Genomic DNA, 15,217 nt, shown 5'->3' with positions numbered 1-15,217 from the left:
ATCATAAATTAAAACTGGCATTGTACATTTATCTAAAGAAAATAGCTCAAAGTAAAACGTCCTATGCAAAATATAAAAAATGTAAATCACGAATTATTTAACGGTGTAATGCTAAATGCTTACCCAGATAGTATTGGCGATAACTTAGGGGATATAATAAAAATGCTCAGCTTACCAGAGTTTAAAAATGCATTTTCACTCTTTTATATTCTACCAACGTGTTTTAATAGTGATTTGGATAGAGGATTTTCAATCATAGACTATAATCTTAATGAAGATTTAGTATCTGAATCTGATTTAGTGGCCTTGGATGCGCTCAATATTAAATTAAAATTCGACATTGTTCTTAACCATTTGTCAGTTGCTTCACCTCAATTTAAAGATCTATTAGCAAAAGGGCAGAACTCTAAGTATAAAGATTTCTTTATTAATTGGAATACATTCTGGGATGGTCATGGATCAAAGAATGAGGAAGGTATTGTGATTCCAAAGAAATATTTTTTGGAAAAATTATTTATGAGAAAAGCAGGTCTTCCAATTCTCAATGTGAGATTTCCAGATGGTGAAGAACAACCCTATTGGAATACCTTTTATCAAGAAGTAGATTTAGAAAAAGGGAGTTATTTAGGTCAGATGGATGTTAATGCTAATTCTCCATTGGTTTGGGAATTCTATGAAGATACCCTATCCAAATTAAAATCCTATGGTTGTAAGATATTAAGGTTAGATGCGTTTGCATATTTACATAAAGAAATAGGGCAATCTAATTTTTTCAATGAACCTGGAACTTGGGATTATTTAGAAAGAATAAAAGCTATTGCGGACGAGAAAGGGCTTCAGTTGTTACCAGAAATTCATGCAGAATATGGTTCAGCACTTCATGAAAAGGTCGCAGATAGAGGATTTAAAATTTACGATTTCTTTTTACCTGGCTTAGTAATTCATACCCTTGAAAGTAAATCGAGTACTGCTTTGTTACAATGGGCTCAAGAGATTATTGCTAAAGATCATAAGGTGGTTAATATGTTAGGATGCCATGATGGTATACCAGTTTTAGATTTAAAAGGGAAAAATTTTAATGGTAATTATAATCCTGGATTGCTTTCAGACAAGGAGATAGAGCATGTCATGGATGTTGTATTACAACGTGGTGGCCGAGTAAAGAACCTTTATGGTCCAGATGGTAAAAAGATTTCTTACTATCAGGTAAATGCCACGTTTTATAGTGCCTTGGGCGAAAACGATCAGAAGTTTTTATTGGCAAGAGCCATTCAGTTATTTATGCCAGGTATTCCTCAGGTTTGGTATCTAGATATTTTTGCAGGCAAAAATGATTATAAGGCAGCAGATGCAGCAGGAAAGGCTGGCCATAAGGAAATAAACCGAACTAATTTATCATATAAAACTGTTGAGGATCGTCTTAAGAATCCTGTGGTATTAAAACAACTGGACCTTATAAAGGTCAGAAACACATCGTCAGCTTTTTATGGTAATTTAAAGTTTAATAATCATTCAGAATCGGAGATTGACATGGTTTGGATTAACGGAAAAGAATCTCTTCAGTTACAGGCCAACTTAAAAACTTTTGGTTTTACTATTACTCATGATATAGGTGGTGATATAAATACCTTAAGTTTTAACTAAAAAAAGCGCTTCTTATTTAAGAAGCGCTTTTGCTCAAATAACACTCAATGATTAAAGCTTGATTAATTTAGTTGTCATTGTTTGTTTACTATTATTTTCTGCCTTGACAATATACATACCCGTATTTAGGCTAGAAATATCGAAATTATCAGTTTGGCTAAACTCTCCTTTAAAAGACTTGACAAGCTTTCCAGAGAGGTCAAATATTTCTACATTAGAGACTATAGCGTTAATGTTAAAAGTTGTACGTGAAGGATTTGGATAAATAGTAAATCCATTCAAAGCTTCATCGTTAATACTTAAAACGTTCGAAGGTTGATTACCTAAGATTCTAAATTGACCTGCAGGAATTGAAATTGTACTGGTCGCATTTGAAACCGTTGTATTTCCTGTTGGATCCATTAGATCGTACCATGTTGTGGTTACACCAACTGGGAAATTTGTATTTACAGTTCGTGAGACAACGTCAAAATTTGCCAGAATAATAACATTCTTTAATGCTGTATCTGGAATAGAATTATTAAAAACATCAATTCTTGGAGTAAAATCACCTGATGTAATCGCGTAATCTCCTTCAAATACAGGCTCATCAGTTTTTAACTTATGAAGTTTAGACCAATCATTATAAATTTCACTTCTAATCGCATTACTTAACCAGTTATTTACCCATTGCGGTTGCGGTTTTGTGTCTAGCTTACAATCTCCATCTGTACCACCTGGTAAGTTTACAGTACCATTACTACAAGTGAAAATGGAATTTTCCATTCCTAAATCTCCAAAGTGCCAAATCATTTTTGGACCTGGAACCATTACCGATACTGCAGCTAAAGCAGACATTCTAGATAAAGCAACATTTAGATTTCGAACATTGTGAGATGAATTACTTGTATTACCAAATGCTAGATTTTTATACATTAAGCGTTCTTCGTCATGACTCTCAGGATACCCCATTAATCTTGGTGCATTAAATCCACGGCTAATATGACCCATACGATCAATATTTCTGTTTCCGCTTTGTCCCATGGTTAGCTCATTATACTGATCTGTCATTTTACCCCAAAGCATAATACCTTTTCCTTCATCAATTCTATGGTTTGCCCATTGTTGTTCTTCATTATCAGTTCCTAAGTGCTCAAAAATCACGTAGTGATCGTCATCTAATGACCAAGAGTAATCAGCATATTCTTTTAATACATCAACTCTATCTTGCTGATATGAATTTGTACACCCTTCGTCATTAGACGTACAATTTTGAGTAAATCCTTTAGTTAAATCCCAACGGAAACCATCGATTTTATACTCTTCAATCCATTGTCTAATGACGCGCTTAACATAATTTCGTACCCTTGGTGCTTGGTGGTTGTAATCATACCCAACATTATAACTATGTCTTGGAGCCGTATTAAAATATGGGTTTTGGGAGGTTGGGTCACCAAACCCATTTCCGTCTGCATCACTCATCCACATGCGTACCATTGGTGAACGCCCAAAAGCATGATTTAATACTAAATCTAAAATTACAGCAATGTCGTTTTGATGACATAAATCAATAAATTCTTTCAACTTATCCTTAGTTCCATAGAACTTATCTAATGCCATATGGTAGGATGTGTTGTAACCCCAGCTTTCATTACCCTCAAATTCCATAATCGGCATCAAATGAATAGCATTGATATTTAGATTTTTGAAATAGTCAATTTTATCGATTAAATCTTGGTAGTTTCTGTCAGTATCAAAATCTCTTACCAATACTTCATAGACAATTAGATCTTCTTTTTTAGGTTTAGTGAAGTTGTCTACTTGCCAATCATAAGGGGTCTGTCCGGTTTGAAGTACAGACACTTCCATTCCAGCTTTTTCTGGAAAATCAGGGAGATTTGGATAGGTTGCATCAATAATCCAAGGATCATCAAATGATGATAATATTAGCGTAGAGTATGGGTCAGCCACTTTAACTATCTTGGGTGAATTGGCAGGAGGTGTTTTGTCACCTACCCAATATTCATATGTTTCGATTTCCCCAGGTGTTAGACCTGTTAACTCTAACCAAAAGAGATTTCTAGAAAAATCTCTTTTCATTGCATAACTTAGATCAGGTTGGTAATTATTGAAGCTTCCGGCAACATAAACAAAGTCTTTTCCAGTTGCATAAAGTACTAAAATAACTGTATTATCATCGATGTAGTTAATACCTTCATCATAGTCTTGTGTCATAAATTCAACAATACTTCCTGGATCAACGATTACGCTAAACGTTTTCGTTATTATTGTTCCAGCTAATTCGGCAGTCAACTCATAAGTTGTATTATTGGTAATATTGGTATCTGTATAAGAATAGCTGCTTGTACTTGGATCCGTATCTATTATGGTACCATTTGCAGATAAGGAATAACTCGCATTTCCTCCAATATTAGTGGCATTAATATCAAAATTAGATCCAGAAGTTATAATAGTAGTATCCTCTGTTGGTGTTGAAAGACTAATTTGAAATGAGCCAACGTCAAAAAAGAAATCTGAACAACCACTAGCTTTATATTCCTGAGAGCCATCTTCATTTCTGAAAACCATACCCATTCTTACTATATTTGATGCTTGAGTAGGAGTTAGATTGTAGTGAGTTAATGGTGTAAGGGTTATAGACCAAATACCTCCACCTTGATTCGTCATTTCTCCAATACCATCATCTTGTCCCCAATTTCCTGTGACATAAGTCCAAGGGTTAGTAGAAGTGCCAACACCAGAATGGATATAGATTTTTGTTGGATTGCTAAAACCATTACAGTCTGTCGCACCGCTGTTGGTATCTAAAGTTATTGTAATACTCTCATCAACTTCAAATGGGTCTGGGGAAATAGTTACTTGCGCATTAGAGAAAATAAAAAAACCAATGGTTAATAATGTTAAGTAATACTTTTTCATATAAATATTTTTTAAAACAAAGGCATGCCAATACCAAAATTAAACATGCCTTTTTAATTAGTTATCTCATTAGGACTATGAGTCAATTTTAAAACTGTAATACTGAATATTCTCCGGTATTTGTGTTTAGCCAAACTCTTGCAGGTCCAGCAGCAGATGGAATGTTATCTCCATCTTGATCAATTGTGCCATCAGCACCAGTATCTCCATAGTTTAATCCCCAATCGTTATTAGCTCTGAATTTAATTTCACCATCCAATAAGGTCACAAGATCTCCATAGAATACACCTTCTTGAATTTCAGTTAAAGCAAAGTCGTCTCCAGCTCCTCCCCAATCATTAAATCCTGAACCTACAATTCCAAGTATACTGGCAGTGTTATCTACTGTAACGGTACCAGCATTTAAATCTATCGTGATTAAGTAATGTCCTGCAGTAACTGCAATATTATCTCCATCTTGATCTAAAGTACCATCTGCACCAGTATCTCCATAATTTAAGCCCCAGTCATTGTTGAAGCGTACTTTCATTTCACCATCCATTAAACGGATACCTTTTTTGAAAGTATCTGTTGTGTAGTCATAATAAAACTTACCGTCTGGCCCAGCTGATCCCCAATCGTTCCAAGCAGATCCAACAACACCCCAAGAGTAAGGCTCTAGAGTGTAAGTTAAGTTTGCTAAATCGACAGTAATTTTATAATCACCTGCAGTCACAGCAATATTATCTCCATCCTGTACTAAGTTACCTCCTGAGCCTCCCCAGTTTGTTCCCCAATCATTATTTAATCTGAATTTAATTTCACCGTCTACTAATGTTACATAAGATACGTAAACATCAGACATACCAGTTGTATAGAAAAACCCATCAGCATACGCCCCCCAGTTATTGTAACCAGACCCAACGATACCAACTTCTGCAATCATAGGTCCTACAGGTCCTGAATCTGTACTTTCTAATAATTCTACGTTTAGAATTAATACATCTGAAAAAGCTTCAGTGCCATTACCAGTATCCCCTGGGTACGCTCTTAACCTAACTGAGAAAGCCCCTGTATTAGGTGCTGGAGAATCGGGGTCATCATCCAATCCTGCTTCAGATGCAATGGACATCATTTGACCTATAGTCATTGCAATTTCATTAGCAATTGAAGTGTCTAGAACAGTTGCATCCGTAAAATCACCAGTTATTGAGCTTTGTAATTCATATGTAATATTTGTTGGTGAACCGAAATCTGCGTTGCCCCAAGTAAATCGTTCTCCTAAATTACTTGAAGTTGCATTTGACAATACGTAGTTACTCTGAACAGAATTTGTAAACACAAATCCGGCCGGGTCTTGAGTTGTGAACAGAAATTCATCTTCTGTTTCACAACTGTTTATGTTTATTAAGGCAAAGATGAAAAGGCCTAATATTGATATTTTTTTCATAATTATATTAAGTGTTAATTGCATTAGTATCCTGGGTTTTGTTCTAAGTTAGTGTTGATTCCTAAATCGGTAGCAGGAAGTGGCATCAAATCTCTAAACGAATCTGTTGTAGTTCCGGATTGAACTCCACCCTTCCATTGCCAAACACCGTTGTCAGAGAACTGGTCAAATCTAATTAAGTCGGTTCTTCTGTGTGCTTCCCAGTATAATTCTCTTGAACGTTCGTCAATGATAAAGTCTAATGTTAAATCTCCTTCTGAAATATTTCCACTAGTATCGCCGTATGCACGTTCTCTTAATTGGTTAATATATCCAGTTGCTGTATTCGTAGAACCACCACCACCTCTTAGAACGGCTTCGGCATACATGAGGTAAGCATCTGCAAGTCTAAACATTGGAAAATCTATGTCAGTATGATTTCCAGTAGCATCAGATCCAGGATTACCATTAACATCTACGTTTCTGTATTTTGCAACAGCATAACCGTCTGTGAAAGTCGCTACCGACAAAATGTCTTTATTTTGACCGTCAGTATATAATAATTCTCTACCATCAGCTGAATTTTCTTCATCAGGGAATTGCTCTACAAATGTAGGAGTTGTTCTTATTCCAAACCATCCACCATTAATTCCAAAATCTGATGGTTCCATTGATCCACCAACTGGCGCATGAGTTAAAAATGTCATGCCACCAAAGGCTTGTGTTCTTAGTCCATCAAAAGGTATTGTAAAAATAACTTCGTCTTGTGCACCATTAGAATCATTATCTGCTAAGAATGAATGGAAATAAGGGATATTTGGAATAGAATATCCAGCACCAATGATATTATTTGTATAGGTAATCACATCGGTATAGCGAGATGTACCTGTATAAATTTCAGCATTGAGATAGATTTTTGCTAATAGCATCCAAGCAGCCCCTCGGTCTGCACGACCATATTCATTTGCACGAGGTGCAGCCATATCGTCAAGAATTTCTAATAATTCTGACTCAACATATGTAAATAAATCTGCCCTCTGAATCTGAGGTGGTAAAAATGCACCAATTGGATCATTTTCTGTTACAAAAGGTGGATTTGCAAATAAATCCATAGCGTGCCAATAAGTCAAAGCACGCATAAAACGAGCCTCAGCTCTGAAGGTTTGAATCTCCGCTCTTAAGTCTGCACTTACACCACGACTGTCTAATTTACCCTCTGTTGTTTGACGTAAAAATTCATTGCACAGTGCTACTTGGTATAATAAGCGACTATACATGGTTCTTATGAACTCATTACCTGAGGTCCAAACTTGACCATGTAAATCTTGAATCGTTCCGTCATTCCAAGCAATTAGAGCTTCATCTGTTGTAAGTTCTTGCATTTTCCAATACAATCTTAAGTAATTGGAAAATCCTTCATCTAAGCCTTCTAAGTCCGGTGCTCCGGCAGGGCCCTCTTGGCCACTTAAAGAAATCCCAGCATAAATTTTCCCTAGGAACTCTTTATAAGCTTCTGGATCTTCAAACGCAGCATCAGCAGTAAGACGCTCGTCTTCTGGCTGCAAATCTAGACGGTCCTCACAAGATTGCACAATTAGTACAATAGCTAAGACCGTGAATAGATTTTTAAAAGTTCTTAACATCATAGCTTTGTTGTTTATATATTTAGTTTTCATTTTTTTTAAAATGTGAAGTTTAGCCCAAGAACAACATCTCTTGTTCTTGGATAGAAATTATTCTCAATTCCATTACCAATCTCTGGGTCTAAACCATCATATTCTGTAATTACAAATAAATTAGTAGCCGTTAGTGATGCTCTCAAATTCATTTTTGAGAATGGAATTGTATATCCTAGAGAGATATTATCTAATCTTACAAAATCTGCACGTTGGATGTATAAATCGGAGAATAATTCTTGATTGATAAATCCAGTATTTAAAATGCTCGCATGTGCATTAGCTTGATAGCCTGGCTGGTTTACAACGGCATTAGCATTTCCACGATCAGAAGCAACGTTATTGTAAACATAATTTCCAAAACTTCCTCTAAAGGTAAAATTTAAGTCAAAATTTCTGTATCTGAAATTATTTGTAAATCCGAAAAAGGCGTCTGGGGTTGCTTTTTTGTAAGCTTGTCGGTCAGCCTCAGTAATTTGGTTGTCGCCATTAACATCTACATAAGCACCAGCAATTGGATTACCATTATCATCATAAACTTGCCTAAAGACGAAGAATGTAGTTGGATCGTAACCAGGTCTTAAGATTTGAATATTATTTCCAACACCACCAGAAATTCCTCCTGTTGGTAAAGTGAAATCAGGGTCATCACTTAAACTCAACTTGGTAATCTCAACATCTTGAAATGTAAGGTTAAAGTTTGTATCCCAACCAAAATTTTCTTTTTTAGCAATAACACCATTTAAGCTAAACTCTAAACCTCTACTGGTAGCTTCACCAACATTAGTAATTAAGAGGTCGGTTAAGTTTGCTCCAGCAGGAACAGGAACTCTAGATAGCAAATCTTCAGTTTCTCTGTAATAAGCATCTAACGTACCTGTGAGTCTGTTATTGAAGAAACCAAAATCAATTGCAACATTATATTGTGTTGTTTCTTCCCATTTCAATTCTTCATCGAATCCTTCAGGTCTTAATGTTTGGAAAAAAATAGGATCGCCATTTGGTAAGGTTCCAAACTGAACATTAGCAGCGTTATTTCTTGAAGGTGTATAGATACCTAAATAGCCATAATTTCTACCAATTTCTTGTTGACCAGTAACACCCCAACCAGCTCTTAATTTAAGATTAGAAAAGAATGAGTTTTCCATAAAGTTTTCATTCATTAGTTTCCAACCTACTGATACTCCTGGGAAAGATCCCCAGCGATTATCTTCACTAAATCTTGAAGAACCATCCCGTCTAAAACTTGCAGAAATTAAATACTTATCTGCAATATCAAAGCTAGCTCTGGCAAAATAAGATTCTAAAGCATTTCTGTTAATATCTGTGTCAGTCAGTGTTGTAGCAGCTACTCTATCTACAAAGCTCTTAATATAAAACTCCTGGAAGGCATGACCAGCAGTGATATCAACCAAAGTATTTATTGACTCAACATTCTTCTTGTAGTTGAAATAAAAATCTAAAGATGTATTTCTGTTTAAACCACTAGATACCTCATTTAAAGCAACTGCATTTGAATCATTAGGATTGGCTCCTTCAAATTTGTAACCATCATTCTCTGCATAATCAATACCTGCATTTAAGTTAAAACGCAGATCTTTTAAGAACCAAAACTTATAATCAATGTTAAAATTAGAAATAATTCGCTTTATAGATTGTCTATTATTATAGTTGTTGTCATCCAATAACCATAACGGGTTCGCAGGAGCTAGATTTGCACCATTACCGTATTGAGTGTAGTTGCCATTCTCATCGAAGACAGCTTGCGTTGGGTCAAATGCTACAGCAGCACCAATAGAACCTTCATTTGCATAATCAAACTCGTCTTTGATAGCTTTAGCTACTAATGTTAATTTTAAATCGTTATCTAGAAAACGATGAACAAAGGAGGTGTTAATACCTGTTCTTTCGTACAAATCGTTTAATGGCCCTTCTTGGGATGCATGGTTAAAATTAACTCTAAAGTTAAAACGTTCGTAACCTTTAGATACCGTTAGATTATGGATCGCACCAGTACCTGTTGAATAGATTCGGTCTTGCCAATTGGTATTAGCCTCACCAAAACTGGTAATATCACCAGCATTATTTTCTACAATTTGTTGGTATTGTGTCGCATTAAGCACGTCTACTGTATTTGTTACTTTTCGCGTGGAAAATTGTACACCATACTCAATTTTTAAAGGCTGATTTGCACTTCCCTTTTTAGTAGTAATTAATATAACACCATTCGATGCTCTGGAACCATAAATGGCAGTTGCAGAAGCATCTTTTAATACAACAAAGTCTTCAATATCGGCTGGGTTAATGGCATTTAATGCATTTCTACTTCCTTGAGCACCCCCTCGTTGGTCTATTGGTAAGCCGTCAATTACAATAAGAGGATCATTTGTAGCACCAAAATTTGAACCTAATGATGCACCACCACGAATTCTAATTTCACCACCTTCACCAGCTGCACCTCCACCCGAGGTTATTCTCACACCAGCAGCTTTACCTGCAATTAGTTGTTGAGGTGCTACAATCGCTCCACGGTTAAAGTCTTCATCCCCAACTTTCTCAACTGCACCAGTGGCATCTTGTTTTGTTGTAGATCCATAACCAATAAGAACCACTTCATCGAGTTGCGCTGCATCCTCTTCTAAGGCTACATCAACAGATGATTGCCCCGTGTACATTATTTCTTGTGTTTTATAACCAACATAGGAAATAACGATAATTTCCCCTTGGTTAACGTCTATAGAATACTTACCATCAAAATCGGTGGATGTTCCCCTAGAAGTTCCCTTAACCAGAACGTTAACCCCTGGTAAAGGCATTGCGTTTACTTTATCGGTGACATTACCGTTGACGGTTGATTGTGCCATCAAACTTGTGGGTACTAGCATTAAACAGAACACTAAAGCACTTAAGAATGTTTTCATAAAATATTTTTAAGTTAATTACTTAGTTAGATTGGTTTATATTTTTACTTCTCGGGTTAAATCTATGTAAATTTCAGGTGTTTTTTTTGTTAAAACCTTTGCTGGTACTCACGAAAACGTTTTCGTGTTAAAAACTTTTTCTCATTGAGAATCACTTAAAAAAATTAATGAAAAATAATAATGATTGCAAAAAATGCCTGTTAAAATTAGAAATACTAGAATATGCAAATGTTAAATTAATGTATCTTCGTTTCGAAACTTAGTTAATCAATTCTCGTTTATGAAACGAAAAATCACCCTAAAACAAATAGCAAGAGAACTTGATGTTTCAATCTCAACAGTTTCGAAAGCCTTGAGAAATAGCGTAGAAATTAGCGATGATACGAAACAGAAAGTTCAAGCCTTTGCAAAACTATATAACTATAGACCTAATAATATTGCATTAAGTCTTAAGAACAGAAAAACAAATACCATAGGTATAATAATACCTGAAATTGTTCATCACTTCTTTTCTAAGGTTATAAGGGGAGTTGAACTTGTTGCTAATACCAGAGGTTATAATGTTATTGTAGGTCTATCTAATGAATCTTTTTCAAAGGAGGTTATAAATATGGAGATGCTAGCCAATGGCAGTATTGACGGATTTATTCTCTCTATATCAAAAGAAACCTTGCAACAGCAAGACTATCACCATTTCAATGAAACAATGAACCAGGGCATGCCTATTGTAATGTTTGATAGGGTTGTTTCTGATATAAATTGTGATAAGGTTATTGTTGATGATTTAGATGGATCAAAAAAAGCGGTCTCTAAACTTGTAGAAAATGGTTGTAAATCTATTGCGTTAATCACAACAAAAGATTATGTAAGCGTTGGTAAATTGAGAACTCAAGGTTACATGGACGCATTAAATGATCATAAATTAATACCAAAGTCTGAGTTAATTCTAAAAATTGATGATAGCTTGGATTATGAAGTACATCTTGATGCTCTGGAAAATGAAATTGAGCAGCTTTTCAAAGCAAATAAAAATATTGATGGTGTATTTGCAGTTAATGAGCTATACGCGTTATCAGCAATGAAAGTTGCGAGAAAGTTAGGTTTAGACATTCCAAATGATTTACAAGTTATTGGATTTACAGATGGTGTGTTGTCTAAGCATGCAACTCCTAGTTTAACAACCGTGAGTCAGCATGCTCAAAAAATGGGTGAACAAGCAGCAAATTTATTGATTGATAAATTAGAAAAAGGACTAAATGAAGATGAAGAAGAACACTTTAATACCATTGTCATCAATACAGAATTGATTGAACGAGCGTCAACCAAATAGTAATTACATCGTGTTATTTTAAAATCTTTTATATCTTTACCCCATAATTAAACTTATATTTTTACTTCTCACCGTAAGTTTTGAATTATTAAACATATCAGAATAGTAAAGTGACATCACTACGACTATTACGATTGATTTTGTACTGATTTTTTAATCATAATCGAACTTTTTATTGATTTTATTATCAATGATTTAAACCACTTTACTCTTGTGGTTATATGATTTCAAGATTTATACAATCTTATTGTAGCAGGGATGTCATTACAAATATCAATTAAATAGGATGAATAAAAAGGGATTCATATTCGATCTTGATGGTGTTATTGTAGATACTGCTAAATACCATTTTTTGGCATGGAAGAAATTAGCGAATGATTTAGGTATTGATTTTACCGAAGAAGAGAATGAACAATTAAAAGGAGTAAGTCGTGTAAAATCATTAGAGAAAATATTGGATTGGGGTAATAAGTCCATTTCTGATGAAAAATTTACCGCGTTAATGGCTAAAAAAAATGACGATTATTTAAGTCATATTGCTGAGATGGACGAAAGTGAAATTTTAATTGATGTTCCAAGAATACTAAATTTTCTAAGGGAACGTAATCAACCTGTTTCATTAGGTTCCGCAAGTAAAAATGCTCGAACTATTTTAGAAAGAGTAAATTTAATGGATTATTTTAATGCTATTGTTGACGGTAATGACGTTAGCAAGGCAAAACCAGATCCAGAGGTGTTCTTAATAGCTGCAGAATTATTAGGGGTTAAACCTGAAAATTGTTTAGTTTTCGAAGATTCCGTTGCAGGTGTAGAGGCCGCAAATATCGCTAATATGATTTCAATTGGTATTGGTGATAAATCAGTATTAGGACATGCCAATTATATATTTAAGGATTTCACTGAAATCTCAAATGAGTTTATTAACTCACTAATTACTAACTAAAGAATTGGGTTTTATATACACCCACAGATCAAAACATAATGAACTTAGATTATATCATACCGAATACTTGGTCGATCATTGAAAAAGGATTTAATCCAGACCATGTAAAAGCATCAGAGAGCTTATTTAGCATTGGAAATGGTGCGATGGGACAACGTGCTAACTTTGAAGAAAAGTACTCAGGTCCAACCTTTCAAGGAAGTTATATTGCTGGTGTCTATTATCCGGATAAGACAAAAGTCGGCTGGTGGAAAAATGGATATCCAGAATATTTTGCAAAAGTTCTGAATGCACCAAATTGGATTGGAATTAGGGTTATCGTTGATAATGAAGAGTTAGATCTACACAATTGTAACAAAGTTGAAGATTTTAGACGTGAGTTAAATATGAAGGAGGGCTGGCTTTCAAGAAGCTTTAAAGCAACACTTAATAATGGCATTCAAATTGAAGTTTTTACCAAACGATTTTTGAGTTTAGATATGGATGAATTGGGTGTTATAGACTTCTCTATTAAACCTTTAAACTCAGATGCAACTATTTCATTTAGGCCCTATATAGATAGTGGTATTACCAATGAAGATACCAATTGGGATGATAAGTTTTGGGATACAATGAATGTGAGCCATGAAAATAATCAAGCCTTCATACAAGCTAAAACTATGAAGACAGATTTTTATACCTGTACCTTCATGGAGTCACAGGTTTTTATTAATGGTAATTCTGTCATCATTGATCCTAAGATTAGTGCAGATTCTAATAGTGCTACCTTTAGCTACAGTTATGATGTAAAACAGAATGAAACCTATTCCATACATAAATTTGGAGGATATACTGTTGATAGAAATCATGATAAATATGAACTAGTCTCTGCGGCGAAGGCGGTATTAAAGAAGGCGAAGGAATCGGGCTGTGAAGCCTTGTTAAATGCACAGAAAGAAGCCTGGTCCAAAATATGGGATATGGCAGATATCACCATTAAGGGTGACGTAAAGGCACAACAAGGAATTCGTTTTAATATATTTCACCTCAATCAAACCTATCTTGGTACAGATGCACGATTAAACATTGGGCCAAAAGGATTTACTGGTGAGAAGTATGGAGGGAGTACGTATTGGGATACTGAAGCTTATTGTATTCCATTTTACATGGCAACTAAAGATCAAAGTGTTGCAAGAAACCTATTAACCTACAGATATAAACATTTAGATAAAGCAATTGAAAACGCTGAAAAGCTTGGCTTTTCAAATGGTGCTGCTTTATATCCTATGGTTACAATGAATGGTGAAGAATGTCATAACGAATGGGAAATTACCTTTGAAGAAATTCATAGAAATGGCGCTATTGCTTTTGCTATTTATAATTATTATCGTTATACAGGAGATTATAGCTACATCCCAGAAATGGGACTCGAAGTTCTTATAGGTATTGCTCGTTTTTGGCACCAGAGAGCGACATTCTCAAAACAAAAAAACAAGTTTGTTATTCTTGGTGTAACTGGACCTAATGAATATGAGAATAATGTAAATAATAACTGGTATACAAACTACATCGCAAAATGGTGTATCAATTATGCCATTGAAAATATTAATCGAGTAGCAACAGAATATGCTACAGATTACACACGAGTAATGCACAAAGCTAAGCTCTCTAAGTCTGAGGTTAATGAATGGAAATCTGTTGCAGATGATATGTTCTTGCCGTATTCTGAGGAACATAAAGTGTTTCTTCAACAAGATGGTTTCTTGGATAAGGAGTTAATTACAGTAGCAGACCTAGATAAGTCGCAACGCCCAATAAATCAGAAATGGTCTTGGGATAGAATCTTACGCTCTCCATATATCAAGCAAGCAGATACCTTGCAAGGATTTTACTTTTTTGAAGAGCATTTTGACGTTGAAGCTTTAGAAATACATTTCGATTTTTACGAACCATTTACGGTACATGAAAGTTCATTATCGCCATGTGTACATAGTATCCAAGCGGCAAAATTAGGACGTATGGATCAAGCTTATACCTTTTATTTAAGAACCTCTAGATTAGATTTAGATGATTATAATCATGAGGTACACGAAGGATTACACATTACATCCATGGCAGGGACTTGGATGAGTATCGTAGAAGGTTTTGGGGGAATGCGAGTTAGAGATAACCATTTAACATTCGAACCTAGGATTCCGAAGCAATGGGAAGCTTATTCTTTTAAAGTTAATTTCAGAAATCAAATCCTAAAGGTTAACGTTGGACAAGGACACACACATTTTGAACTGGAAGGAGATAATAACCTTGAAATAATAGTTAATGGTAAACCTATTTCAATTTCACCAAATGGTTTAGTGACTGTTTAGGTTTATAAAGGTTCCAAAACAAGAACAATAG

8 protein-coding genes are annotated in these 15,217 nt (G+C 34.9%); 4 read left to right on the top strand and 4 right to left on the bottom strand.

What is annotated here, in order from left to right:
- The first annotated feature begins 63 nt into the window (after positions 1 to 63).
- Positions 64 to 1,644, top strand: coding sequence for a sucrose phosphorylase (gene gtfA, locus HRU49_RS00275; protein ID WP_296352941.1), 1,581 nt, complete (start codon positions 64 to 66; stop codon positions 1,642 to 1,644).
- A 51-nt stretch (positions 1,645 to 1,695) separates the two neighbouring features.
- Here gtfA and HRU49_RS00270 read toward each other — a convergent pair whose 3' ends face one another.
- The 4 genes from HRU49_RS00270 to HRU49_RS00255 all read right to left on the bottom strand — a co-directional run bounded on the left by HRU49_RS00270 (position 1,696) and on the right by HRU49_RS00255 (position 10,568).
- The gene (locus HRU49_RS00270) at positions 1,696 to 4,563 is read right to left on the bottom strand and encodes an alpha-amylase family glycosyl hydrolase (protein ID WP_296352936.1); all 2,868 of its coding nucleotides are present in this window, start codon (positions 4,561 to 4,563) and stop codon (positions 1,696 to 1,698) included.
- Between the two features lie 88 nt (positions 4,564 to 4,651).
- The gene (locus HRU49_RS00265) at positions 4,652 to 5,992 is read right to left on the bottom strand and encodes a SusF/SusE family outer membrane protein (RefSeq protein WP_296352934.1); all 1,341 of its coding nucleotides are present in this window, start codon (positions 5,990 to 5,992) and stop codon (positions 4,652 to 4,654) included.
- Between the two features lie 23 nt (positions 5,993 to 6,015).
- Positions 6,016 to 7,614, bottom strand: coding sequence for a RagB/SusD family nutrient uptake outer membrane protein (locus HRU49_RS00260; protein ID WP_296352982.1), 1,599 nt, complete (start codon positions 7,612 to 7,614; stop codon positions 6,016 to 6,018).
- Positions 7,615 to 7,652: 38 nt separating this feature from the next.
- Entirely contained in the window at positions 7,653 to 10,568 is a 2,916-nt protein-coding gene (locus tag HRU49_RS00255) for a SusC/RagA family TonB-linked outer membrane protein (protein WP_296352932.1), read from the bottom strand.
- A 280-nt stretch (positions 10,569 to 10,848) separates the two neighbouring features.
- Here HRU49_RS00255 and HRU49_RS00250 point away from each other — a divergent pair, with 280 nt between their 5' ends.
- From HRU49_RS00250 to HRU49_RS00240, 3 genes are all read left to right on the top strand, one after another.
- Positions 10,849 to 11,898 (top strand): LacI family DNA-binding transcriptional regulator, encoded by a 1,050-nt coding sequence (locus HRU49_RS00250; RefSeq protein WP_296352929.1) that lies wholly within the window; start codon positions 10,849 to 10,851, stop codon positions 11,896 to 11,898.
- Between the two features lie 286 nt (positions 11,899 to 12,184).
- Entirely contained in the window at positions 12,185 to 12,841 is a 657-nt protein-coding gene (gene pgmB, locus HRU49_RS00245) for a beta-phosphoglucomutase (protein ID WP_296352927.1), read from the top strand.
- A 38-nt stretch (positions 12,842 to 12,879) separates the two neighbouring features.
- The gene (locus HRU49_RS00240; RefSeq protein WP_296352926.1) at positions 12,880 to 15,186 is read left to right on the top strand and encodes a glycoside hydrolase family 65 protein; all 2,307 of its coding nucleotides are present in this window, start codon (positions 12,880 to 12,882) and stop codon (positions 15,184 to 15,186) included.
- The last annotated feature ends 31 nt before the right edge of the window (positions 15,187 to 15,217 follow it).

The sequence above is a fragment of the Winogradskyella sp. genome, from assembly GCF_013213975.1.
Taxonomy (GTDB): domain Bacteria; phylum Bacteroidota; class Bacteroidia; order Flavobacteriales; family Flavobacteriaceae; genus Winogradskyella.
This window is presented reverse-complemented; position numbering and strand designations above follow the sequence as displayed.

Excerpts from the sequence above, each read along its gene's own strand:
- HRU49_RS00270 (WP_296352936.1), bottom strand. The coding sequence starts at position 4,563 with ATGAAAAAGTATTACTTAACATTATTAACCATTGGTTTTTTTATTTTC.
- HRU49_RS00240 (WP_296352926.1), top strand. The coding sequence starts at position 12,880 with ATGAACTTAGATTATATCATACCGAATACTTGGTCGATCATTGAAAAA.
- HRU49_RS00265 (WP_296352934.1), bottom strand. The coding sequence starts at position 5,992 with ATGAAAAAAATATCAATATTAGGCCTTTTCATCTTTGCCTTAATAAAC.
- gtfA (WP_296352941.1), top strand. The coding sequence starts at position 64 with ATGCAAAATATAAAAAATGTAAATCACGAATTATTTAACGGTGTAATG.
- HRU49_RS00260 (WP_296352982.1), bottom strand. The coding sequence starts at position 7,614 with ATGTTAAGAACTTTTAAAAATCTATTCACGGTCTTAGCTATTGTACTA.
- pgmB (WP_296352927.1), top strand. The coding sequence starts at position 12,185 with ATGAATAAAAAGGGATTCATATTCGATCTTGATGGTGTTATTGTAGAT.
- HRU49_RS00250 (WP_296352929.1), top strand. The coding sequence starts at position 10,849 with ATGAAACGAAAAATCACCCTAAAACAAATAGCAAGAGAACTTGATGTT.
- HRU49_RS00255 (WP_296352932.1), bottom strand. The coding sequence starts at position 10,568 with ATGAAAACATTCTTAAGTGCTTTAGTGTTCTGTTTAATGCTAGTACCC.